Genomic DNA, 23286 nt, shown 5'->3' on the forward strand with positions numbered 1-23286 from the left:
GTCGTCAGCCTATTTCTGAGGGTCGTACCAGCTGGCGAGACCCTTCTGGAGCTCGGCGGCGGCCGCTTCCGGCGTCTCGGTGCCGTTGATGACGTTGGCCGACTTCACCCAGGTCTCGTTTTCGAGATTGGGCGTTCCGCGCGACAGGATCTGGTAGGTCGAACGGATCGTCGATTCGCAGCTCTCGCGCCAGGAGACGAATTCCTGCGCCAGCGGGTCTTCCATCTCGACCGGGGTCGACGACAGCGAGAAGAAGCCGGGCAGGGCGTTGGCGTAGATGGTCGCGAATTCCGGCGAGGCCACCCACGACAGGAAGGTCTTCGCCGCCTCGGCATTGGCGCTCTTGGCGTTGAGGCCGATCGCGATGTCGTTGTGGTCGGAGATGTAGCAGGTGTCGCCGCCCGCCTTCACAGGCGGGGCGAAGGCGCCCATCTCGAAATCGGCCTGGGAATTGAACAGCGAGATTTCCCAGGAACCGGCCGGATAGATCGCGGCGCGGCCCAGCGTGAACAGGTTCTGGCTGTCGGGATAGGATTGTGCCTCGAAACCGTCGCCAAGATAATCCTTCCATTTGGCCAGCGTCGCATAGGGAGCGACCCACTGCTCGTCGGTCAGCTTCTGGTCGCCCTTGATCAGCGCCAGCCGGCCTTCCTCGCCCTTCCAGTAGTTGGGGCCTATGTTCTGGTAGCCCATGGTGGCGGCTTCCCAGAGGTCCTTGGTGCCCATGGCCATCGGAATGTAGGTGCCATCTTCCTTGATCTTGTCGAGGGCGGCGAAGAACTCGTCCTCCGTCGTCGGCACCTCGACGCCGACCTCGGCGAATGCGTCCTTGTTGTAGATGAAGCCGTGGATCACCGAGGCCATCGGCACGCAGAAGGTGGCGCTGCCGTCATCGGTCGACCAGGCCGATTTCGCCACGTCGGTGAAGTTCTCCATACCGGCAAGGCCGGAGAGGTCGGCGAGATGGCCCTTGTTGTAGAGCTCCAGCGAGGCATCGAAGGGACGGCAGGTGATGAGATCGCCCGCCGAACCGGCATCGAGCTTGGCGTTGAGCGCGGCGTTGTATTCTGTCGGCGCTGACGGCGAGAACACCACCTTGATTCCGGGGTTCTTGGCCTCGAAGGCCGGGATCAGCTTTTCCTGCCAGATGGCAAGGTCGTCGTTGCGCCAGCTCTCGATGGTAAGCGTGGTGTCCTGGGCAAAAGCCGTCCCGGCAAAACCGAGCATGCTCGTTCCCAGGAGAAGTGCGGTAAGCGTCCTGCTTTTCATTGTCGTTCTCCCTGTTACCCTCTCAGGTTCCGTGTTTGCGGGCGTCGTTCCCGCTTTCCAGCCGCGAAAGCGCGGCGCGCAGCATGCCGCCTTCGCTTTCGAGCAGTTCCCGCGCCGCAGCGCCGTCGAGCGCGCCGGCCGCCAGAAGCACCGCCACCTTGACCGAGCCCTCTGCCTGGTCGAGCAGCGCGGCAGCCTCTTCGGGCGGACAGCCGGCGATCGCCGTCACCATGCGCGCCGCGCGGTCCCTCAGTTTGGCATTGTCGGCGCGCAGATTGACCATGTAGCCGTCATGGACGTGACCGAGGCGGATCGCCGCCAGGGTCGACAGCATATTGAGTGCAATCTTCTGGGCGGTACCCGCTCCCATGCGGGTCGAGCCCGCGATGATTTCCGGTGGTGTCTCGACCGCGATGCCGATGTCGGCACCCTCGACGAGCGGCGTCGCTGCGTTGTTGGCGATGGCGATCGTGGGCATGCCGCGCCGCCGCGCCTCGGCGAGGGCTGCGACCGCATAGGGCGTGGAGCCGCTCGCGGAAATGGCGATCAGGCAGTCACCGGCGCCCAGCTCTGCCTTGCCGATCGCGTGGCGCGCTTCGTCGGGATCGTCCTCCGGCCCGCCGGCGAGGTGGGAAAGGGCCGCTTGCCCCCCCGCGATCAGCACCACCACTCGCTCAGGCGCGATACCGAAGGTGCCGGGCAGTTCCAGGGCGTCCGCCAGCGCCATCAGCGCCGAGCTGCCCGCTGCGGCATAGGCAAGACGTCCACCGCCGCGCAGCGTGTCGGCCACGATTGCTGCGGCGTCGGAAAGCGGCCCCACTGCGCCGAGGACGGCCCCGGCCGCCGCCAGCTGTGCATCGGCGAGCAGACGCGACACCTCGAGCGGGGCCTTGAGGTCGAGGCCGCCGGCGTCCGGATGCTGCTGCTCGGTGCGGCGCAAGGCCATGCGTTCCTCCTGTTTCCGCGAAAATACCAAAAAAATACCACTTGTCCAGCGGCGTTAACGTTTTTCGTTTGACGACTGCTGTCGCGGCAGCTTAAGTAGTTGAAATTGATGAAAATTGACGATGCCGGCTCGCGGGGAGAAATTAACGCTTGGCTATTGGTATTTTATTGGTATTATCCAGAAAGGAGGAGCGTTCGTGCGACTGGTCCTGGGCATCGATGGCGGAGGAACCAATTGTCGCGCCGCGCTTGCGACGATGGCAGGTGTTGTCATCGGCCGCGGCGCCGGCGGGCCGGCCAATATCATGACAGACCTCGAAGGGACGCGCGACAGCGTCATCGAGGCGGCGCGCAATGCCTTCTCCGATGCGGGAGCGGATTTTGCCGGCGCCGCCGAGACGGATGCCGTTCTCGGCCTGGCCGGGGCCAACGTCGCCGATCTTGGCGACCGGCTGACCGCGATGCTGCCTTTCCGCGAAAGCGCTTGCGAGAGCGACGCGCTGATCGCCTTGCATGGCGCATTGGGGGAACATGACGGCGCCATCGCCATCATCGGCACCGGCTCGGTTTTCATGGTCAGGCATGACGGGCAATCGCGCGCCATCGGCGGCTGGGGTTTTGCGCTGAGTGACCTCGGCAGCGGCGCCCGCCTCGGCCGCGAACTTCTGGAAGAATCGCTCCTGGCGCATGACGGCATCCGCACGGGCACCGGTCTGACCCGTGCGGTGCTCGAACGTTTCGATAACGACCCGCGCAAGGTCGTGCGGTTCGCGGCCGGCGCCCGGCCACGAGACTACGGCCAGTTCGCCCCGCTGGTCTTTGAGCACGCTCCCGTAGGCGATCCGACTGCCGAGCGGCTGTTGAGCCGGTCGGTCCGCCAGATCGAGGAGGCGCTGGCGGCGCTCGGCCTGCGCGACGGTGACCGGCTTTGCCTGCTGGGCGGGCTGGCAAAACAGATCGCGCCCAGGCTTTCGGCGCCGTTCAAGGCTTTCCTTGCCGAACCATTGGCCGACGCGCTGGGCGGCGCCGTGGCGCTGGCCGTGAAGCGGTACGGTGAGACGGCGGTAGCCAGATGAGCGATCTTGCCAGCCGCATCCGCCTTGCGCTCGACCAGGCCGCCGGTCAGGGAACACCGCTTTATCTGCGCCTGAAACGCAGTATCGAGGAGGCGATCGAGGCCGGCGTGATCCGGCCCGGCGACGCTTTGCCATCAGAGCGCGATCTCGCTGCGCAGGCCGACATTTCGCGCGTCACCGTTCGCAAGGCCGTGCAGGATCTCGTCCGTAGCGGCTTGCTGGTGCAACGGCGCGGATCGGGGACTTTCGTTGCGCCTCGGGTCGACCGCGTCGAGCAGTCCTTGTCGCGACTGACATCGTTTACCGAAGACATGGCGCGGCGCGGCATGACGGCGCGCTCACGTTGGCTCGACCAGGGTGTCTACCCGCCTTCGCCCGAAGAGATGATGGTGCTCGGCCTGTCGTCGCGGGAGATGGTGGCACGGCTGGCCCGGTTGCGTCTCGCCAACGATACCCCGCTCGCCATCGAGCGCGCGTCGCTTTCCGCCAGCGTCCTACCAAGGCCTGAGACAGTCGACAGTTCGCTATATGCGGAGTTGCAGAAGACGGGCAACCGCCCGGTGCGGGCGGTACAGCGCATCTCGGCGACCAACCTTGGCGAGGGCGACGCCGAACTGCTCGGTGTGGCGCCCGGGGCCGCCGGTCTCAGCATCGAGCGTATCTCCTATCTCGCGTCCGGTCGGGTGATCGAGTTCACGCGGTCGGTCTATCGCGGCGACACCTATGATTTCGTCGCCGAGCTGCGGCTGAGCGAACCGGCACAAACACCGGGAGCGGTGCCGGCATGAGCGGGCGCACCCATATGGCGCGCGAGATCGGCGAGATCCCCGAGGCCGCGGCACGGCTCATCGTGACTGGGAGCGACGCTCTCGCGGCCGCTGGCGAAGCCCTGCGCGCTTTCGAGCCGGCGATGCTTGCCACGGTGGCGCGAGGCTCGTCTGACCATGCCGCGTCGTTCCTGAAATACGCCACCGAAATCACAGCCAGGATACCGGTCGCCTCGCTCGGCCCGTCGATCGCCTCGATCTACGGTGTCACCCTGCGTCTCGACCATGCCGCGACGGTTGCGATCTCGCAGTCGGGCAAGAGCCCCGACATTGTCGCCATGACCGAGATGGCCGCAAGGGGTGGCGCGCTGACCATCGGCCTCACCAACGCGGCTGCGTCGCCGCTCGCCGAGGCATGCAGGCATGCCGCCGACATCATGGCCGGGCCGGAGCGCAGTGTCGCGGCGACCAAGACCTTCGTGAACTCGGCGCTGGCAGGACTGTCGCTGCTCGCGCGCTGGACGTCCGACGACGGCCTCGCGGCGGCGCTGGCGAGGCTTCCGGACGATCTCGGCAGCGCCATCTCCTGTGACTGGTCGGGTCTGGCCGAGGCGCTTGCCGGGCACGAATCGCTGTTCATCCTGGGGCGTGGCCCGTCGATGGCGATCGCCCAGGAGGCGGCGCTGAAGTTCAAGGAAACCAGCGGTGTTCATGCCGAGGCCTATTCGGCGGCGGAGGTCATGCACGGTCCCCTGGCCCTGGTGAAGCCCGGCTTTCCGGTTTTGCTGCTTGCCGCCCGCGACGCGGCCGAACCTTCGCTGGTCAAGGCAGCCGCCGCGCTGGCCGAGCGTGGAGCTGCCGTCTTTGCGACCACCGACGGCGTCGCAGCCAGCCATCGCCTGCCCTTCGCCGCGACTGGCCACCCCCTTGCCGATCCGCTGGCGCTGATCGCGTCCTTCTATGCCTTCGTGGAGGCTTTCGCGCGCGGCCGCGGGCTCGACCCCGACACGCCGCCAAACCTGCGCAAGGTGACCGAGACGCTATGACGAGGGTTACCGCATTTCGCGGCGCGCGCATCTTCGACGGCGAGACCACGCATGTCGACAAGGCCCTCGTCGTACGGGGCGGCGTTGTCACCGCGATCACCGACACGTCCCGAATGCCGGCGGTGGATGCGGTGATCGAACTCGACGGCCTGATAGCGCCGGGTTTCGTCGACCTGCAGGTCAATGGCGGCGGTGGCGTCATGCTCAACGACCGCCAGGACATTGATGCCGTTCGCACCATCTGCGCGGCGCATGCGCGCTTCGGCACCACCGCGTTGTTGCCGACCCTGATCACCGACACGCCGAAGGTCACGCGCGCAGCAGTCGACGCCGCCGAAGCGGCGGCGCGCGAGCAGGTTACGGGATTTCTCGGACTGCATCTGGAAGGCCCGCATCTTTCGCTGGCGCGCAAGGGCGCGCACGACCCCGCGCTGATCCGGCCGATGACGGACGGCGACGAAGCCTTCCTGATCTCCGCGCGCAGGAACCTGCCGGCACTGCTCACCACCGTGGCGCCTGAGTCGGTCTCGCCCGAGCGCATCGCTCGGCTCAAGGCGGCCGGCATCGTCGTCAGCCTCGGCCATTCGGATGCCGGCTACAAAACGGCGGCGGAGGCCGCCGCCGCCGGTGCCTCGATGGTAACTCATCTTTTTAACGCCATGAGCCAGATCGCCAACCGCGAGCCGGGCCTCGTCGGCGCCGCGATCGATCTTGGCGGCCTTTCGGCCGGCTTGATCGCCGATGGCATTCATGTCGATCCCGCCAACATCCGCACCGCGCTCAAGGCCAAGAGCCTTCCCGGTCGCATCTTTCTGGTCACCGACGCCATGGCGACGATCGGCACCGGGATGACCGCCTTCACGCTCAATGGCCGCACCATCCGGCGCGAGGATGGTCGGCTGACACTCGAGGACGGCACGCTGGCCGGCGCCGATCTCGACATGATCTCGGCGGTCCGGTTCATGCACGAAACGATCGGCCTTCCGGTCGAGGAGGCCTTGCGCATGGCGTCGCTCTATCCGGCGCGGGCGATGGGGCTCGATGCCCACCATGGCCAGCTTGGCAGGGGCACGCGGGCCGACTTCGTGCAGCTCGACGATGGCCTTGGCATCAAATCCGTCTGGATTGCGGGTGAGCAGATGCACCAAAACTAGCGGCGCGCGACGCAAACCCTCAAGGGGCGCCTCTTGAGTATGGCGCTGACTTCAGTCATGCGGAACGCAGGGCTGGCTCCTGCAGGGCAGCCTGCAGCCACGCCGGAGGTTTCATGAAGACCGTCTTTTCACCTCGCCACGCCGGGCATTCCGGGCAGACGGAGCTTGTCGGCGGCGAAATCGTTCCCGGCTTCGAAAACCCGTCGCGGGCGCGCTTCATTCGCGAGCGCATCGACGCGGTCGGGCTCGGCCCGGTGATCGAGCCGGGTCCGCACGACATCGCGCTCGCCAAGCGCGTGCACAAGCCGGACTATGTCGACTTTCTTCCCAACGCCTGGCCGATGTGGCGGGTGGCTGGTCATTCGACTCCTGCCATGCCCTTCGTCTGGCCGGCGCCGGGCCTGCGATCGGACGTGCCGCCTGATACGATCGAAGCATTGCTCGGCTATTATTCCTTCGATGCCGGCGCGACCTTCGTCGAGGGCACCTGGGAGGCGATCAAATCTTCCTTTGATACGGCGCTGACGGCGGCATCGCTGGTCAAGGAAGGCGAACGCAGCGCCTTCGCGCTCTGCCGCCCGCCCGGCCATCATGCCGGCAGCGCCTCGATGGGTGGCTATTGCTACATCAACAACGCCGCGGTCGCCGCGCAATGGTTCCGCGACCAGGGCGCGCAACGGGTGACCATCCTCGACGTCGACTATCATCACGGCAACGGCACGCAGGAGATATTCTATGCTCGCGGCGACGTGCAGGTGATCAACCTCCACGGTGATCCGCTGACCGAATATCCGCACTTCCTCGGCCATGCCGACGAGCACGGCACCGGCGATGGCGAGGGCTTCAACCACAACTACCCGCTGCCGGCCGGTACCGATTGGGCCGCATGGAACGCCGCGCTGGAGGATGCCCTGCGCCAGTTGTCGGGCTTTGCCCCGGAGGTGGTCATCGTTTCGCTTGGCGTCGACACGTTCGAGCGCGATCCGATCAGCCATTTCCGCCTGAGATCGGACGACTACCCGAAGATGGGCTCGCGTCTGGCGAAAATAGGTCTGCCGACGCTGTTCGTCATGGAGGGTGGCTACGCGGTCGAGGAGATCGGAATCAATGCGGTCGGCGTGCTGACCGGCTTCGAAAGCGGCTGACGCCTGCATTTCGGTTTGGTAGTGGCGCGTCTATTTGCCGGCCAACGCGTGGCCGAGCACACGCGCCAGCCGTTCGGAAAAGCCGCGCGCGTCGTCGATGCGCTCGCCTTCCATGACCAGCGCTTCGTCGAAGAGCAGGCGCACGGCGTCCTCCCGCAGCGCCTTCTGGCCACCGGCGTTTTTTGCAAGGGCGTTGACGAGGGCGTGCGACGGATTGATCTCCAGCACCGGCTTGGTTGCCGTGGACGCCTGCCCGGCGCCGCGCAGGATGCGCTCCAGTTCGCGGTCCGGACCGCCTTCGGGCGCCACCAGACACACCGCACTGTCGGTCAGCCGGTCTGAGGCGCGCACGGCGGAAACCTTCTCCTCCAGCACCGTCTTGGCGAAAGCCATCAGCGTGGCAAGCTCGGTATCGCTTGCCTTGCCCTTGTCGGTTTCATCAGCGGCGTCCGCGCCCGGTCGGGGAATCGCCGCGAGGTCGGCCGCGCCTTGTGTGACCGACTTGAACGGCCTGTCGGCAAAAGGCTTCGCCGTGGCGGCCCAGAAGCTGTCGACCGGGTCGGACAGCAACAGCACTTCCAGCCCCCGGGCGCGAAAACCCTCGAGCTGTGGCGAAGACCGCAACCGCTCGAGATTGTCGCCGGCGAGGAAATAGATCGCCTCCTGCTTGTCGTGCATGTCGGCGACGTAGTCTTTCAGCGACCGCCAGCCCTCGCCGGCGGTGCTGCGGAAACGGGCAAGCCCGAGCAACTGTTCCTGGCGCTCGAAATCCTCGTAGATGCCTTCCTTGATGACGCTGCCGAAATTGTTCCAAACCGCTTCGAACTTGTCGCCATCGCTGTCGGCGAGCTTCTCCAGCGCGGTCAAGACGCGGCTGGTCAGCCCGCGGGAAATGCTCGTCAGGATCGGGCTTTCCTGGATCATCTCGCGCGACACGTTGAGCGGCAGGTCGGCCGTGTCGACCAGGCCGCGCATGAAGCGCAGATAGCGCGGCAGGAGTTCGGCATCGTCGGTGATGAAGACGCGCTTGACGTAGAGCTTCATCCGCCCCTTGCGGTCGGGATCAAACAGGTCGAACGGTCGCGACCCGGGCACGAAGGCAAGCGCCGAATATTCATGCCGGCCCTCGGCGCGGAAATGCACGGTCAGGGCCGGATCGTCATAGTGGCCCGAAAGGCCGCGATAAAAATCAGTGTATTCCTGCTCGCTGATTTCGGCCTTCGCCTTGGCCCATAGCGCCGAACCGTCGCTGAGTTCCACCGGTTCCGCATCGGAGGTGTCGGCGATCGCGATCGGCACCGCGACATGGCCCGACTGCGCCTTGATGATGCGCTCGAGCGTGGCGCGCTCGGCGTAGCGGCCGGCATCTTCCTTGAGCTGCAGGACGACATGGGTGCCACGCTCCGGCGCGTCTGCGGCGGCAAGCGGCGCCACCTCGTAGCTCCCCGAGCCCGTAGACGTCCAGCGCCAGGCATCCGTACTTCCGGCGCGGCGTGACAAGACGTCGACGCTGTCGGCGACCATGAAGACGGAGTAGAAACCGATGCCGAACTGGCCGATCAGGCGGTCGCCATTCGGCGACTTCTCACCGCCGGCGGCCTCGACGCGCTCGAGGAAAGCCCTGGTGCCGGAGCGAGCGATGGTGCCGAGCGACTCGACAAGTTCGTCGCGCGACATGCCTATGCCATTGTCCGCGATTGTCAGGACCCGCTTTTCGGGATCGGCCGTCACGACAATGCGCATCTCCGGCTGCTTGCCAAGCAACTCCGGCGTCTGCAGTGCCTCGTAGCGCAGTTTCTCGCAGGCATCGGCGGCGTTGGAGATCAGCTCGCGCAGGAACACGTCCCGGTCGGAATAGACCGAGTGCACCATCAGCTGCAGCAGCCGGGCGACATCGGCTTCGAAGACATGGCTCTCGGAGGTTTTGTCGGTTTTGGTCATCGTCGTTTGTGAAGTCGGTGTCTCGCCATTGAGGTCCGCTAGAGAAAAGGCGTCGCGACCAAAATTTCAAGCCCTTGGGCCACCGCGCCGCGACGTGTGCGGGCGGAAGTCTGGTGGATCGACGGCCACGCTTGGCACTCTCGGCAGGAGAGTGCTAAAATTTTGCGACGGCGCTCTTGAAACCGGATTTTCCGCCGACCAGATCAGGCGCGCGCGCGATGCCGCAGAACGGGTCGCGCGACCGCCCCGCAGAGACCGGTCTCCCGGGGCGGAGGGCTCTTGAACCAGTTTGTCCCAAGAGGAGAACACCCATGACATTTCGTCCATTGCATGACCGCATTCTCGTCCGTCGCGTCGAGGCCGAGGAGAAGTCCGCCGGCGGGATCATCATCCCAGACACCGCGAAGGAAAAGCCGATGGAAGGCGAAGTCGTCGCTGCCGGACCGGGCGCCCGCAACGAGGCCGGCCAGGTCCAGCCGCTCGACGTCGCGGTGGGCGACCGCATCCTGTTCGGCAAATGGTCCGGCACCGAGATCCGCCTCGACGGCGAAGACCTTCTCATCATGAAGGAAAGCGACGTGATGGGCATCATCGACAACGGCACGGCCCTTCGCAAGGCCGCCTGATCGCTGGCGACTGCCGAAAGGTTCAATCTATATTGCGTTGAAGGAACGGAAACATGGCAGCGAAAGAGGTCAAATTTCATAGCGACGCGCGCGAGCGCATGCTGCGCGGCGTCGACATCCTCGCCAATGCGGTGAAGGTGACGCTCGGCCCCAAGGGCCGCAACGTCGTCATCGACAAGTCGTTCGGCGCCCCCCGGGTGACCAAGGACGGCGTCACCGTCGCCAAGGAGATCGAACTCGAGGACAAGTTCGAGAACATGGGCGCCCAGATGGTGCGCGAGGTCGCGTCCAAGACCAGCGACATCGCTGGCGACGGCACCACCACCGCGACCGTGCTTGCACATTCGATCGTGCAGGAAGGCGCCAAGGCCGTGGCCGCCGGCATGAACCCGATGGACCTGAAGCGCGGCATCGACAAGGCCACCGAGGCGCTGGTCGGCGAACTGAAGCGCAAGGCGCGCAAGATCTCCAACAATGACGAGATCGCCCAGGTCGGCACCATCTCCGCCAATGGTGACCCTGAGATCGGAAATTTCCTCGCCCGCGCGATGGAAAAGGTCGGCAACGAAGGCGTCATCACGGTCGAGGAAGCCAAGACTGCTGAGACCGAGCTCGAGGTTGTCGAAGGCATGCAGTTCGACCGCGGCTATCTGTCGCCTTACTTCGTGACCAATCAGGACCGCATGCGGGTCGAACTGGAGGATGCCTACATCCTCCTGCACGAAAAGAAGCTCTCCAACCTGCAGGCCATGCTCCCGGTTCTGGAAGCGGTCGTTCAGTCGTCGAAACCACTGCTGATCATCGCCGAGGACGTCGAGGGCGAGGCTCTGGCCACGCTGGTCGTCAACAAGCTGCGCGGCGGCCTGAAGGTCGCGGCCGTCAAGGCCCCCGGCTTCGGCGACCGCCGCAAGGCCATGCTCGAGGACATCGCCATCCTCACCGGCGGTCAGGTGATCTCCGAGGATCTCGGCATCAAGCTCGAGAACGTCGGCCTCGACATGCTCGGACGCGCCAAGAAGGTGATCGTGGAGAAGGAGAACACCACGGTTGTCGATGGTGCCGGCAAGAAGGCCGAGATCGAGGGCCGCGTTGCCCAGATCAGGCAGCAGATCGAAGAGACCAGCTCCGACTACGACCGCGAGAAGCTGCAGGAGCGTCTGGCCAAGCTCGCCGGCGGCGTCGCCGTCATCCGCGTCGGCGGCTCGACCGAGGTCGAGGTCAAGGAACGCAAGGACCGCGTTGACGATGCCATGCATGCCACCCGCGCGGCGGTCGAGGAGGGTATCCTGCCGGGCGGCGGCGTGGCACTGCTGCGCGCGATCAGCGTGCTCGACAAGGTCAAGGGCGAGAACCCGGACCAGAAGTTCGGCATCGAGATCGTTCGCCGCGCTGTTGAGGCCCCGGTGCGCCAGATCGCGCACAATGCCGGCGCGGAAGGCTCGATCATCGTCGGCAAGCTGCGCGAGAAGAGCGATTTCGGCTATGGCTGGAACGCCCAGACCGGCGAATATGGCGATCTGTACAAGATGGGCGTCATCGATCCGGTGAAGGTGGTGCGCACCGCGCTTCAGGACGCCGCCTCGGTTGCCGGTTTGCTGGTCACTACCGAGGCGATGGTGGCCGAAAAGCCCAAGAAGGACGCGCCGGCCCCGGCCATGCCCGGCGGCATGGACTTCTGAGCCACTCGAGCTTCGCCAGCACGGGAAGCCCGCTCCTCCCCGGGGCGGGCTTTTTCATTGCTTGACGTGCCGGCCTACCAGCCTGGTCCGCCATCCTCACGCTTGATCGCCACGGCAGCAGGCAGTGCGCAAACGGCACGACGCCGCTGTCGGACGGCCGGCTGCAACAACGGGAAGATTCGTTTCTGACAAAACGCAATGACTTTGACAATTGTCAATCTCTGGGTTACGAACTCGCTATCCATGCGGGAGAAACAGCACGAGATGGTGCCGGATTGGTTTGTTCCGGGCGCGGCTGCGGCGGAGTTCTGGACCGCGGAGCGCTGCTTCATCACGGAGTTGCTGAACACGTCGGCCTCGCCCGAGGTTTCGCTGGCCATCGCCCGCGTGGAACCTGGGGTGACGACGCAGTTGCACTGCCTTGCCGGCGTGGTGGAACGTTATGTGGTCCGCAGGGGGCGTGGCGTTCTCGAAGTCGACGGGCGCCGCCAGCCGCTGATGGCCGGGGATCAGGCGTTGATCGCCGCCGGGGCCGCACAGCGTATTACCAATGACGGAAGCGAGGAGCTCGAGTTTTATTGCGTCTGCACACCGCGTTTCACGCCGGACTGCTACGTGAATCTCGAAGACGAAGGCAACGAAACGAACTGAGGCGCGCGCGCCGGTGCCGGCCGTGACCCGCCGCAAGCTCGCACACAAATCGAGGAATCCATGGACAGCCGCTGGAACGACACCGAAGCCGAAAAGATCGTCGCCGAATACGCGAAAAAGGGCGTCGAGGCCGACATGGCGCTCCGCGTCTACACGACGCGGCTTCTCGGCGGCGATCCGAGCCTGGTTTTGCATGGCGGCGGCAACACTTCCTACAAGACCCGCAGCACGGACCTGATCGGCGATACCCATGACGTGCTGTGTGTGAAGGGCAGCGGCTGGGACATGGCGGTGATCGAACCCGCCGGCCTGCCGGCGGTGAAACTCGCGCCGCTGCTGCGCGCCCGTGCGCTCGACGCGCTTGCCGACGAGGACATGGTGGCGCTGCAGCGGCTCAATCTGCTCGATCCCAAGTCGCCCAACCCCTCCGTTGAAACGCTGCTGCACGCATTCCTGCCGCACAAATTCGTCGACCATACCCATTCCACCGCGATCCTGGCGCTGGTCGATCAGGAAGACAGCGAAGCGATCTGCCGGACGGTGTTCGGCCGGAAACTTGGCTTCGTTCCTTACATCATGCCTGGGTTCAAGCTCGCAAAGGTGGCCGCGGAAGTCTACGAAGCCGACCCGTCGGTCGAAGGGCTGATCCTCGACAAGCACGGCATCTTCACTTTCGGCGACAATGCCCGCGAGGCCTATGAGCGCATGATCCATTACGTCAGCCTCGCCGAAGCGCATGTTGCGGCCAACGGCAAGGCGGTCTTTTCGCCGGCAAAGCTTCCGGCCGGGATTGCGCCCGCAGAAGCGATCGCGCCGATCCTTCGCGGTGCTGTCGCGCAGGCGCTCGGCGAAGGCCGCTTCACCCGCTTTGTCGCTGAGTTCCGCACCTCCGACGAAGTGCGCCGGTTCGTCGACGGCGCCGACCTCGCCGACTACGGCACGCGCGGCGTCTCGACGCCCGACCTTACCATTCGCATGAAGAACCGGCCGGTCATCCTGCCGGCGCCGGACGGCAATGATCTGGACGGCTGGGCGGATCGGGCCCGGCGCGCCGTCGCCGATTTCGTCGACTATTATTCGGCCTACTTCGCACGCTGCGACGCCCTCGACGACATTGAGCGGACCATGCTCGATCCGATGCCGCGCGTCGCGCTGGTGCCCGGGCTGGGGCTGTTCGGTTTCGGCCGCACCGCCAAGGACGCGCGCATTTCGGCCGATGTCGGCGAGATCTGGATTGAGGCCGTCACCGGCGCCGAAAAGCTCGGCCGCTTTACGCCGCTGCCGGAAGACGAGCTGTTTCGGCTCGAATACTGGTCGCTCGAGCAGGCTAAGCTCGCCGGCGCCAAATACCTGCCGCTCACCGGCCAGGTCGCGGTGGTCACCGGGGGTGGCGGCGCGATCGGCGCTGCGACGGCAAGGCTCTTTGCCGAGAACGGCGCCCACGTGGTGGTCGCGGACCTCGATCGTTCCGCGGCCGAGGCGGCGGCCCGCAACGCCGGCAACCAGTCGATCGGCGTCGCCTGCGACGTGACGGACGCCGCAAGCGTCGCCTCTCTTTTCCAGACCGCGGTCGCGCGCTTCGGCGGCGTCGACGTTCTTGTTTCCAACGCGGGTGCGGCGACGGAAGGAGAAATCGGCACCATTGCCGACAAGGATCTGCGGGCAAGCTTCGAGCTCAATTTCTTTGCTCACCAGGCAGTCGCGCAACAGGCGGTCAGGATCATGAAACAGCAGCGGACGGGCGGCGCGCTGCTCTTCAACGCCTCCAAGCAGGCCGTGAACCCCGGGGCCAATTTCGGCGCCTATGGGCTGCCCAAGGCCGCGACCCTGTTCCTGTCGCGGCAATATGCACTCGAATACGGCGCGATCGGCATTCGCTCCAACGCCGTCAACGCCGACCGTATCCGATCGGGTCTGCTGACCGACGAGATGATTACCAGCCGTGCCAGGGCACGCAAGGTATCCGAGAAGGACTATCTGTCCGGAAATCTGCTTGGGCAGGAGGTGACGGCGCGCGACGTCGCCAAAGCCTTCCTCGACCTCGCGCTGGCCGACCGCACCACCGGCGGCGTTGCCACCGTCGATGGCGGCAACATCGCGGCCGCGCTTCGCTAGACCTCGCCCGGCAGCATCGCTGACAGCTGCCGGCGCGGTTCCGGGGCAAAAATCCACGCCCCGCCCTGCCATCGAGGCCCGCCGCCGGGTAACGCAGCCGTAGCCTGAAGTCCTGCTCGCACGACACGGGCGCGCTTGCGGTCGCATTGCGGTTATGTTTGACTGTATATATCGCTTTGCCGTCCGAACCGTACTCGCCGGGGTGTTGCTTTAATGCGCTTTGCCCATGCCGCCAGAGGGCTCGCCGCACTTCTGTTCATCGTCGTCGGTCTTGCTGTAACGACCCCCCGTGCCGTCGCGGCGGACGGGCCGCTGGTATTCGCCGCCGCCAGCCTCAAGAACGCCCTTGACGCCGCCGCTGACGCCTGGATGAGGGAAACCGGACAAAGGGTCGTGATCTCCTATGCGGGCAGTTCCGCGCTGGCACGGCAGATCGAGCGCGGCGCGCCGGCGGATATCTTCGTTTCGGCCGATCTGGAGTGGATGGCGCATCTTGCAGCGAAGGGCCTGGTGCAAGAGACGAGCGTGGTGAAACTGCTTGGCAATCGCATCGTGCTGGTCGCGCCGGCGACGTCCAACGCAACCATTGAAATCGAACCCGGCTTTGGCCTTGCCGGTCTCATTGGCGACGGCCGTCTTGCCATGGCCAACACCGACGCCGTGCCGGCAGGGCGCTACGGCAAGGCCGCCCTCGAAACGCTCGGGGTTTGGGAAAGCGTACGCGACCGCCTCGCCCAGGCCGAAAACGTGCGCGCCGCGCTGGCGCTGGTCTCCACGGGCGAGGCTCCGCTCGGCATCGTCTACGAGACCGACACCGCCGCCGATCCCGACGTTCGTGTGGTCGGCAGGTTTCCGCCGGAAACGCACCCGCCCATCGTCTACCCGGCCGCGCTTGTGGGTGGGTCGGCCCATCCCGATGCCGCCACCTTCCTGAAATTCCTGCAGTCGGACAGCGCGCGGGGCCTCTTCGAGGCGCAAGGCTTTTCCGTGCTTGCGCCGGTGCTCTCGAACTGAGCATGGACTGGCTTGCCCTTAGCGCGGAGGAGTGGACCGCGGTTCGCCTCTCGCTGAAGGTGGCGCTGTGGGCGATGTTCGCGAGCCTGCCGTTCGGGCTTGCGACGGCCATGCTGCTGGCGCGCGGGCGCTTCCGCGGCAAGTCGCTGCTGAACGGTGTCGTGCATCTGCCGCTCATCCTGCCGCCGGTGGTCACCGGCTACGTCCTGCTGCTCGGCTTCGGTCGCCAGGGGCCGATCGGCGGCCTCTTCGAAGCCTGGTTCGGCATCGTGTTTTCCTTCCGCTGGACCGGGGCCGCGCTGGCCGCCGCCGTGATGGGTTTTCCGCTGATGGTGCGGGCCATGCGGCTTTCGATCGAGGCCGTCGACCGGCGCCTTGAACAGGCTGCGTCCACGCTGGGCGCCAATCCCTTGCGCGTTTTCGCGACGGTGACGCTGCCGCTGATCGCCCCCGGCATCATCGCCGGCATGATCCTCTGCTTCGCCAAGGCGATGGGCGAGTTCGGCGCCACCATCACCTTCGTCTCCAACATCCCGGGCGAGACGCAGACCCTGCCTTCCGCCATCTACACCTTCCTTCAGGTGCCGGGCGGGGAGGCCGGGGCATTGCGCCTTACGCTGATCTCGGTTGCCATCGCCATGGCCGCGCTGCTTGTCTCCGAGGTTCTGGCGCGACGCGCCGGCCGCGGCGCGGGGGCCGATTGATGCTGTCCGTGGATGTCAGCCATCGGCAGGGCGACTTTACGCTCGATTGCCGTTTTGACAGCGAGGGGCGGCTTACGGCGCTGTTCGGGCCATCGGGCTCGGGCAAGACGACACTCGCCAACATCATCGCCGGCCTCGTGCGGCCCCGGCGCGGCGTCGTGTCGATCGACGGCCGCGCTCTGGTCGACACCGGTAGCGGCCTGTTCCTGCCGCCGCACCGGCGCCGCGTCGGCTACGTCTTCCAGGATGCGCGGCTGTTTCCGCATATGAGCGTGGCGGCCAATCTGCGCTACGGCCGCAATTATGTGCCTGCCGGCGAGCGCTACGCCGACTTCGACCACGTTGTCGATCTGCTCGGCATCGGCCATCTGCAGGACCGTCATCCCGCCGGTCTGTCGGGCGGCGAAAAGCAGAGAGTGGCGATCGGCCGTGCGTTGCTCGCCAGCCCGCGCCTGCTCCTGATGGACGAGCCGCTCGCCGCGCTCGACGACGCCCGCAAGGGTGAAATTCTGCCCTATGTCGAAAGGCTGCGCGATGAGGCCGGCATTCCCATCGTCTATGTCAGTCACTCGATAGCCGAGGTCGGCCGCCTAGCCACCGACATGGTGGTGCTGGCAGGCGGCCGTGTTTCGGCTTCCGGGCCGACCGCCGCGATCATGCAGCGGCTCGACCTGCTGAGCGCCGAGGAACAGCCCGAAGGCGGCGCCGTGCTCGACGGCACCGTCATCGGCCATGACGACAACTTCGACGTGACCGAGCTCCGGACCCGGGCCGGGACTTTCCGGCTGCCCCGAATCGCGGCTTCCGAGGGCAGTACCTTGCGCGTTCGGATCAGGGCGCGCGACGTTCTCGTGGCAACGCGGCGCCCGGAGGGTCTCAGTGCGCTCAACGTCGTGCCCGGCACGCTTCGGGCGCTGGAGCCACGCGAGGGAGCGGCGCTCGACGCCTCGATCGACTGCAATGGCGAGATTCTGGTCGCGCGCATCACCCGGCAGTCGGCGGCCACCCTTGGCCTCGTGCCCGGCGGCGCCGTGTTTGCCGTGGTCAAGACGATCAGCTTCGACAGCCACAACACGGCGCGGCCGGCGCCTGCCGCGTAGGTGGCCGGGCCTTCCCATTTGCGCATTCTCGACCTAGGACAGGATGCAGGCACAGGAGAAAGGCATGCCGGCTCTCAGCCTGCGCATCAATCTCGACCCGGAAGGGCGCATCGGACCGGGCAAGATCGACCTGCTCGAGAACATCGCCGCCTTCGGTTCGATATCCGCGGCTGCTCGCGGCATGGGCATGTCCTACAAGCGCGCCTGGGATCTGGTCGAAGAGATGAACCGCATCTTCGGCAAGCCTCTGGTGGCGGCGCGCACCGGTGGCAAGCGTGGCGGCGGCGCCGAACTGACGCCGGCGGGGCTCGCCGTGGTCAGCCGCTTTCGGGCCATCGAGCGCGCGGCCGGCAGCGCCGCCGCGCAACACATCGAGGCCCTGCAGGCCGAGATCGACGCCGCCTGACCGACGCCAAAGTGTGTTGCTCGACGGGCAAGGCGGATCAGGCCGGCACGTCTCCCCGGTTTCGCGCCACGACTTCCAGATAGGCCTCCTGAAGTCTTTCGCGTACTGTGAGACGGCTTCCTTTCGTAGGCGAAACGATGCCGAGATGCTCTTCCCGCAGATCATCCATGAACTCCTCCCAGAGTTCGGGGCCGCCTTCTTCCATCAGCCTAGCGCGGATGCTCAGCTCTTCGGTGACCGGGAGCCAGTGCCGGCCCCAGGCGCCGAGATGGGCCATGATCGGAACCAGGGTGATCGCCTTTTCGGTCAGGCTGTAGATCGCCTTCTGCTTGTGGCTCGGGTCGCCGGCCTTGGTCAGCATGCCGATTTCGACCAGCATCCGCATACGGTCGGCGAGAATATTGGACGAGATCCCTTCTTCGGAGCGCAAAAGCTCGCGAAAATGGCGTTTCCCGCCGAAAATCATGTCGCGAAGGATCAAGAGCGACCACTTGTCGCCAAAAACCTCCAGCGACAGGTTGATGGGACAACCCGACCTGTGTGTCTCGTTCATCACCCGCCTCGAAAAACCGGTTGCATTTCCGAACTGCTCGAACTATACGATAACCGCTTGCAAAAAGCAATCACTTTGATCGAGCGAGTGGAGGTAACCGTCATGATCGTGCGCGATGGCAATCTGGAGATCGCAACCGAGGCGTTCGGTACGCCGCGCGACCCGGCCATGCTCCTCATCATGGGTGCCATGGCTTCCATGCTGTGGTGGCCGGACGCTTTCTGCCAGCGTCTCGCCGCGCGTGCGTTCTTCGTCATCCGCTATGACAATCGCGACACCGGGCTGTCGAGCCGGTTCCCTGTGGGTGAACCGGGCTATTCGATGGCCGACATGGCTGATGACGCCTTTCGCGTCATCGACGCGCACGGTCTCGATGCAGCGCATCTCGTCGGCATCTCGCTGGGCGGCATGATTGCCCAGATCGCCGCGTTGTCGCGGCCGCAGCGGGTGCGCACGCTGACCGCGATCAGCACCTCGCCGATAGGCGTCGACGCCTCGCGCCTGCCGGGCATGACGCCGGCCTACCAGGCCCATGCGGCCAGGGGCGAGGCCGTGGACTGGTCGGATCGCGCGCAGGCCGTGGCCTATGTCGCCGAAGATGCGCGCCAGATCGCGAGCACAGCGCACGCGCACGATAGCGCGGCCGCCCGCGCCTTCATCGAGCGTGATTGCGATCGCTCCGGCGGCTATCTCAGCGCCACCAACCACTTCATGGTCGGGGCCGGCGCGCGACCGGCCACGCCGCTGGCGAAACTCGAGCCGCCGCTCCTCGTCATCCATGGCACCAGCGACCCCATCTTTCCGCTCGATCATGGCGAGGCGCTCGCCGCTGAAGTATCGGGATCGAGACTGGTCTGTATCGAGGGTGGCGGGCACGAATTGCATCCGCACGACTGGGGAGCGATCATCGACGCGATTGCAACGCATGCAGCCGGCTGAATGCGCATAGGCGCGGGGCTTGGTGCTGGCTCGGAGCTTGACCTTCGCCCGGAAATGATGGACGCAAACCCCGTCGCCCTTTCCTGCTGCACGCCCGGGGTCAATCGTCTTGAAGCTCTATACCTATTTCCGTTCCTCGGCCGCCTACCGCGTTCGCATCGTGCTCGGCCTCAAGGGACTCGCCTGGCAACCTGAATACATCCACCTGGTCAACAATGGCGGCGAGCACCGGTCCAGCAGCTATCGCGCCGTCAACCCGCAAGGGCTGGTTCCCGCGCTTGAGGATGGCGACGCCGTGCTCACGCAGTCGACGGCGATCTGCGAATATCTCGAGGAACGGCACCCCGAGCCCGCGCTGCTGCCGGCCGATGCGGTCGAACGTGCATATGTGCGTTCGGTGATGTCGGCGGTTGCCTGCGACATCCATCCGCTCAACAATCTGCGCGTCCTCAACCATCTGACGGGACCGTTGCAACTCGGGGACGACACCAGGATTGCCTGGTATCGCCACTGGGTCGCGGTCGGCTTCGCCGGTCTTGAGGCGCAGCTTGTCGGGGCCGGCCGCACCGGCGCTTTCACGCTCGGCGACAGCCCGACCCTGGCCGACGCGTTCCTGGTGCCTCAGGTCTATAATGCGCGGCGCTTCGAATGCCCGCTCATCGATTTCCCGACGATCACGGCGATTGCCGACAATTGCAACGCCCTTGAGCCGTTCAGGGTCGCCGCGCCGGAGATGCAGGGGGATGCGGGCTGAGCGTGTTCCGGCGTATTGACGGACCGGATGGTGGGGTGATGGGAGGCCCGCATTGAGCACGAAGCCGCTTTCCGGGATGCTTGTCGTCTCGGTCGAACAGGCGGTGGCCGCGCCGATGTGCTCGGCCCGCCTGGCGGACGCCGGGGCGCGGGTGATCAAGGTCGAGCGGCCGGAGGGCGACTTCGCCCGCTACTACGACCGCCTCGCCGGCGGCGAGAGCGCCTATTTCGTGTGGTTGAACCGTGGCAAGCAATCTGTCTGCCTCGACCTCGCCGATCAAGGTGATCGTGCCCTGCTGGAGGCCCTGCTCTCCCGCGCCGACATCTTTGTCCAGAACCTCAAGCCGGGAGCATTGGAAAAGCTTGGCTTCGCGCGCGAGCGGCTGGCCGCGGCCTATCCCGGCCTCATCATCTGTTCGGTCTCGGGTTATGGTGACAGCGGCCCCTACGCCACGCGCAAGGCCTACGACCTGTTGATCCAGGCTGAATGCGGGCTCGCCGGCATCACCGGGGGGCGGGACGGGCCGGCGCGCGTCGGCGTCTCGGTGGTCGATGTCGCAGCCGGGCTTGCCGCCTACGAGGCGATCCTTGAGGCCTTGATCGCGCGGGGGCGCACCGGCCGGGGCGCCGATATCCGGATCTCGATGTTCGACACCATGGCCGACTGGATGACGGTGCCGCTGCTTCAGCACGAGGGCGGCAAATCTCCCGGTCGGGTCGGCCTGGCGCACCCCTCGATCGCGCCTTATGGCGTGTTTCGTACCGCCGACGGCAGCGACTTCCTGATCTCCATCCAGAGCGACCGTGAATGGCGGGTGTTGGCCGAACGTGTGCTCGGCCGCGCCGACCTCGGAACCGACCCGCGCTTTGCCACCAACGATGCGCGCTGCGCGGTTCGCGAGGAGACCGATACCGCGGTCGCCGCCGTGTTCGCTACCCTGACCGCTGATGAACTCGCGTCGGAACTGACGGCGGCCGATATCGCGTTCGCCCGCGTCAGCACGCTCGCCGACCTTGCCCGTCATCCGCATCTGAGACGCATCGAGGTTGGGACGGTCGGCGGCGCGATCGCCTACCCGGCGCCTCCTTATGCTCGCGGCCCCTTCGGGCCGGTTCCGCGGCTGGGCGAACATACGGATGCCGTCAGGCGCGAGTTTGCGGATGCAATAGCGGGCGAGGCTCCATGAACGGCGGAATGTCGGACCTCACCGCGTGGATCGGCCGCTGCGAGCGGCAAAAGGACGTTCTGACCGGGCGGCTGGCGCAATCTTATGCGGCGACCGTACTCGACCAAATCGAGGAGCCGATCGAAGGCGACGCCGCGCCGCAAGGTATCCATTGGTGCCTCTGTCCGCCGAGCCTGCCAATGGGCGCTCTCGGGCGCGACGGCCACCCGGCCACCGGTGGCTTTCTGCCGCCGGTGCCTCTGCCAAGGCGCATGTGGGCTGGCGGCCGCTTGGAGTTTCTGGATGCCCTGCGGGTCGGCGACGCGGTCGAGCGGATCTCCACCGTGCGCCACATCGAGCACAAGCGGGGTCGCAGCGGCGAACTCTGGTTCGTTACCGTGCAGCACGAAATTTCGACCGGGCGCGGACTTGCGGTTCGCGAGGAGCAGGACCTCGTCTACCGCGCGGAAACCGCCGGCGCCCCACAGGCGACCGCAGAGGATAGTTCCTTCGCCGATACGCCGGCGGATGCGGTGACCAAGGTTGCGGCGACGCCGACGCTGCTCTTCCGCTATTCGGCGCTGACCTTCAATGGCCACCGCATCCACTACGATCGCAGCTATGCGACCGGGATCGAAGGATATGCCGGGCTTGTCGTGCACGGGCCCTTGCAGGCGGCACTGCTACTTGTTCTTGCGCAGCGCATGCATGACGGCGTTCCGCCGCGGCGGTTCTCGTTCCGTGGCCAGAGGCCGCTGATCGACGGCGGCGACATTATCTGCAAGGGGCTGAACCGCGAGGGCGGCGCCGATCTGTGGACCGGCAACGACCGCGACAACCCGCATATCCGCGCGGAAGCGGAGTGGTAGCGGCGGCCGGCGCGGATCTCAGAGCCTGAGCACGAGGTCGGCCGTGCGCCGTCTTTCGGCGACGCGGCGCGCGTTCGGAATGTCGTTGGAAAGCGCGCGCTGCCGCGCCGCCTCGGCGTCGTGGCCGTGGTCGAGCCAGCGCTGCACCAGCCGCCGTTCGAGTTCGCTTTCGTCGACCTCCAGAAACACCGTATGGTCCAGAAGTGGCGCGAGCTGCGTCCATGGGGCCTCGTCGAGCAGCAGGTAGTTGCCTTCGACGAGGATGAAGCGGACCGCCGGTGCGATAATGGCGGCGCCGGCGCGGGCCAGATCGGCGGCGCGGTCGAAAAGCGGCACCGCGACTTCCGCCTCACCGGCGGCAAGGCGGCTCAGGAGCACATGCAAGCCGTCGAAATCGAAGGTTTCCGGGGCTCCCTTCCTGGCCCGCAGGCCGCGCTCGTCGAGGACTGCGTTGTCGTAGTGGAAGCCGTCCATCGGCACGACCGCGGCGGAGCCGTCGGGAAGCAGCGGCAGCAGCGCCTCCGCCAGGGTTGACTTGCCGGCCCCCGGCGGTCCGGCGATGCCGACGACAAAGCGGGAGCGGCCCGCGGCGCGGCGGAACACCGTCGCGGCCAGATGCGCGATCTCGCTCATCGGCCTGCCGCCCCGAGCCACGCCTCGTAGTCGGAGACAAGCAGGTAGCGGGGTTCAGCATCCTCCTCGATGCCGGAGAAGCGGCTGAGCGGCTCGGCGAATACGTTGTCGGTCAGGTCGTCGTTCACCGTCGACACCTCGCCGATCAGCACATCGTCGTCTTCGGCCCAGAAGGCGTGCCAGACGCCGGGATGCAAGGTCACGCTCTCGCCCGGGGCGAGCTTCAGGACGTCGCCGGCGGCAAGGTGACGCGTGACGCCGTCGGTCGGCACCGCGACGGGTGCCGCGCGGTCGATGCTGCCGTCCGGCCCGGAGGCGAAAAGCTCCAGCGCCAGCGTTCCGCCGCCGCGATTGATGATGTCTTCCGCCTTCACCACGTGGCGATGCATCGGCGACAGCTGGTCCCGCCGCGAGATCATGATCTTTTCGGCGTAAAGCATGCCGCGCCCGGCGGTGAGGTCGGCGGCGCGGCCGTTGCGCACCGTGAACAGGAACAGGCCGAGCTCATCGAACCGGCCCTCGCCGTAATCGGTGATATCCCATCCGAGCCTGGCATCCACGATACCGCCGATCTCGTCGCGGCGCGCTTTCATGTCCGACGGGCTCCAATAGGCGAAGGGCGGCAGCCTGTAGCCAAAGGAGCGAATGAAGCCGTCGGCTTCGGCGATGATGTTGTTGACCGTTGAGCGCTTCATCGAAGCCATCCGGCGCGTCTCCCGTGAGGCTCCAAATTAG

At 66.1% G+C, this 23286-nt stretch carries 23 protein-coding genes; 17 read left to right on the forward strand and 6 right to left on the reverse strand.

Going from position 1 to position 23286, the window contains the following annotated elements:
- Nucleotides 1-9 precede the first annotated feature (9 nt).
- Nucleotides 10-1269 (reverse strand): ABC transporter substrate-binding protein, encoded by a 1260-nt coding sequence (locus FQ775_RS19225; protein ID WP_146300545.1) that lies wholly within the window; start codon nucleotides 1267-1269, stop codon nucleotides 10-12.
- Nucleotides 1270-1291: 22 nt separating this feature from the next.
- Nucleotides 1292-2215 carry an N-acetylmuramic acid 6-phosphate etherase gene (locus FQ775_RS19230; protein WP_146300546.1) on the reverse strand — a complete coding sequence of 308 codons (924 nt, stop codon included), beginning with the start codon at nucleotides 2213-2215 and terminating at the stop codon, nucleotides 1292-1294.
- Nucleotides 2216-2411: 196 nt separating this feature from the next.
- Here FQ775_RS19230 and FQ775_RS19235 point away from each other — a divergent pair, with 196 nt between their 5' ends.
- From FQ775_RS19235 to FQ775_RS19255, 5 genes are all read left to right on the forward strand, one after another.
- A complete protein-coding gene (locus FQ775_RS19235; RefSeq protein WP_146300547.1) occupies nucleotides 2412-3290 on the forward strand; it encodes a glucosamine kinase nucleotide-binding domain-containing protein in 879 nt (292 codons plus the stop codon).
- Nucleotides 3287-4078, forward strand: a complete 792-nt coding sequence (locus FQ775_RS19240) for a GntR family transcriptional regulator (RefSeq protein ID WP_146300548.1) — start codon at nucleotides 3287-3289, stop codon at nucleotides 4076-4078. Before FQ775_RS19235 ends, FQ775_RS19240 begins: the two co-directional genes overlap by 4 nt.
- Entirely contained in the window at nucleotides 4075-5103 is a 1029-nt protein-coding gene (locus FQ775_RS19245) for an SIS domain-containing protein (protein ID WP_146300549.1), read from the forward strand. The genes FQ775_RS19240 and FQ775_RS19245 overlap by 4 nt, the downstream gene beginning before the upstream one ends.
- The gene (gene nagA, locus FQ775_RS19250; protein ID WP_146300550.1) at nucleotides 5100-6257 is read left to right on the forward strand and encodes an N-acetylglucosamine-6-phosphate deacetylase; all 1158 of its coding nucleotides are present in this window, start codon (nucleotides 5100-5102) and stop codon (nucleotides 6255-6257) included. Before FQ775_RS19245 ends, nagA begins: the two co-directional genes overlap by 4 nt.
- A 113-nt stretch (nucleotides 6258-6370) precedes the next feature.
- The gene (locus FQ775_RS19255; protein ID WP_146300551.1) at nucleotides 6371-7402 is read left to right on the forward strand and encodes a histone deacetylase family protein; all 1032 of its coding nucleotides are present in this window, start codon (nucleotides 6371-6373) and stop codon (nucleotides 7400-7402) included.
- Between the two features lie 30 nt (nucleotides 7403-7432).
- On the opposite strand, the gene htpG is transcribed toward FQ775_RS19255, so the two are convergent.
- Nucleotides 7433-9343 (reverse strand): molecular chaperone HtpG, encoded by a 1911-nt coding sequence (htpG, locus tag FQ775_RS19260; RefSeq protein WP_146300552.1) that lies wholly within the window; start codon nucleotides 9341-9343, stop codon nucleotides 7433-7435.
- Between the two features lie 311 nt (nucleotides 9344-9654).
- Between htpG and FQ775_RS19265 the strand changes: the two genes are divergently transcribed.
- The 8 genes from FQ775_RS19265 to FQ775_RS19300 all read left to right on the forward strand — a co-directional run bounded on the left by FQ775_RS19265 (nucleotide 9655) and on the right by FQ775_RS19300 (nucleotide 17638).
- Nucleotides 9655-9969 carry a co-chaperone GroES gene (locus tag FQ775_RS19265; protein ID WP_146300553.1) on the forward strand — a complete coding sequence of 105 codons (315 nt, stop codon included), beginning with the start codon at nucleotides 9655-9657 and terminating at the stop codon, nucleotides 9967-9969.
- Nucleotides 9970-10022: 53 nt separating this feature from the next.
- Nucleotides 10023-11648, forward strand: a complete 1626-nt coding sequence (gene groL / locus FQ775_RS19270) for a chaperonin GroEL (protein ID WP_167813056.1) — start codon at nucleotides 10023-10025, stop codon at nucleotides 11646-11648.
- Between the two features lie 243 nt (nucleotides 11649-11891).
- Complete coding sequence (locus tag FQ775_RS19275) at nucleotides 11892-12299, forward strand: cupin domain-containing protein (protein ID WP_246730181.1); 408 nt, start codon at nucleotides 11892-11894, stop codon at nucleotides 12297-12299.
- A gap of 60 nt (nucleotides 12300-12359) precedes the next feature.
- Nucleotides 12360-14414 carry a bifunctional aldolase/short-chain dehydrogenase gene (locus FQ775_RS19280; protein WP_146298850.1) on the forward strand — a complete coding sequence of 685 codons (2055 nt, stop codon included), beginning with the start codon at nucleotides 12360-12362 and terminating at the stop codon, nucleotides 14412-14414.
- A 213-nt stretch (nucleotides 14415-14627) separates the two neighbouring features.
- Nucleotides 14628-15428, forward strand: coding sequence for a molybdate ABC transporter substrate-binding protein (modA, locus tag FQ775_RS19285; RefSeq protein WP_146298849.1), 801 nt, complete (start codon nucleotides 14628-14630; stop codon nucleotides 15426-15428).
- A 2-nt stretch (nucleotides 15429-15430) separates the two neighbouring features.
- Nucleotides 15431-16132 (forward strand): molybdate ABC transporter permease subunit, encoded by a 702-nt coding sequence (gene modB, locus FQ775_RS19290; protein ID WP_146298848.1) that lies wholly within the window; start codon nucleotides 15431-15433, stop codon nucleotides 16130-16132.
- Entirely contained in the window at nucleotides 16129-17232 is a 1104-nt protein-coding gene (modC, locus tag FQ775_RS19295) for a molybdenum ABC transporter ATP-binding protein (protein WP_146298847.1), read from the forward strand. Before modB ends, modC begins: the two co-directional genes overlap by 4 nt.
- Before the next feature lie 64 nt (nucleotides 17233-17296).
- Entirely contained in the window at nucleotides 17297-17638 is a 342-nt protein-coding gene (locus FQ775_RS19300) for a winged helix-turn-helix domain-containing protein (protein ID WP_146298846.1), read from the forward strand.
- Nucleotides 17639-17675: 37 nt separating this feature from the next.
- Here the strand turns inward: FQ775_RS19300 and FQ775_RS19305 are convergent, their stop codons facing one another.
- Nucleotides 17676-18191 (reverse strand): winged helix-turn-helix transcriptional regulator, encoded by a 516-nt coding sequence (locus tag FQ775_RS19305; protein ID WP_146298845.1) that lies wholly within the window; start codon nucleotides 18189-18191, stop codon nucleotides 17676-17678.
- Between the two features lie 102 nt (nucleotides 18192-18293).
- On the opposite strand from FQ775_RS19305, the gene FQ775_RS19310 reads away from it, so the two are divergent.
- The 4 genes from FQ775_RS19310 to FQ775_RS19325 all read left to right on the forward strand — a co-directional run bounded on the left by FQ775_RS19310 (nucleotide 18294) and on the right by FQ775_RS19325 (nucleotide 21918).
- Complete coding sequence (locus FQ775_RS19310) at nucleotides 18294-19130, forward strand: alpha/beta fold hydrolase (RefSeq protein ID WP_146298844.1); 837 nt, start codon at nucleotides 18294-18296, stop codon at nucleotides 19128-19130.
- A gap of 109 nt (nucleotides 19131-19239) precedes the next feature.
- Entirely contained in the window at nucleotides 19240-19884 is a 645-nt protein-coding gene (maiA, locus tag FQ775_RS19315) for a maleylacetoacetate isomerase (RefSeq protein WP_146298843.1), read from the forward strand.
- A 76-nt stretch (nucleotides 19885-19960) separates the two neighbouring features.
- The gene (locus tag FQ775_RS19320) at nucleotides 19961-21070 is read left to right on the forward strand and encodes a CaiB/BaiF CoA transferase family protein (RefSeq protein WP_146301868.1); all 1110 of its coding nucleotides are present in this window, start codon (nucleotides 19961-19963) and stop codon (nucleotides 21068-21070) included.
- Nucleotides 21067-21918: an HTD2 family dehydratase gene (locus tag FQ775_RS19325; protein WP_146298842.1), complete on the forward strand. Its 852-nt coding sequence runs from the start codon at nucleotides 21067-21069 to the stop codon at nucleotides 21916-21918. The genes FQ775_RS19320 and FQ775_RS19325 overlap by 4 nt, the downstream gene beginning before the upstream one ends.
- An 18-nt stretch (nucleotides 21919-21936) precedes the next feature.
- Here the strand turns inward: FQ775_RS19325 and FQ775_RS19330 are convergent, their stop codons facing one another.
- Nucleotides 21937-22551: a nucleoside/nucleotide kinase family protein gene (locus FQ775_RS19330; RefSeq protein ID WP_146298841.1), complete on the reverse strand. Its 615-nt coding sequence runs from the start codon at nucleotides 22549-22551 to the stop codon at nucleotides 21937-21939.
- Nucleotides 22548-23246: a D-lyxose/D-mannose family sugar isomerase gene (locus FQ775_RS19335; protein WP_146301867.1), complete on the reverse strand. Its 699-nt coding sequence runs from the start codon at nucleotides 23244-23246 to the stop codon at nucleotides 22548-22550. Before FQ775_RS19335 ends, FQ775_RS19330 begins: the two co-directional genes overlap by 4 nt.
- Nucleotides 23247-23286: the final 40 nt, after the last annotated feature.

The sequence above is a fragment of the Nitratireductor mangrovi genome, from assembly GCF_007922615.2.
GTDB lineage: Bacteria > Pseudomonadota > Alphaproteobacteria > Rhizobiales > Rhizobiaceae > Mangrovimarina > Mangrovimarina mangrovi.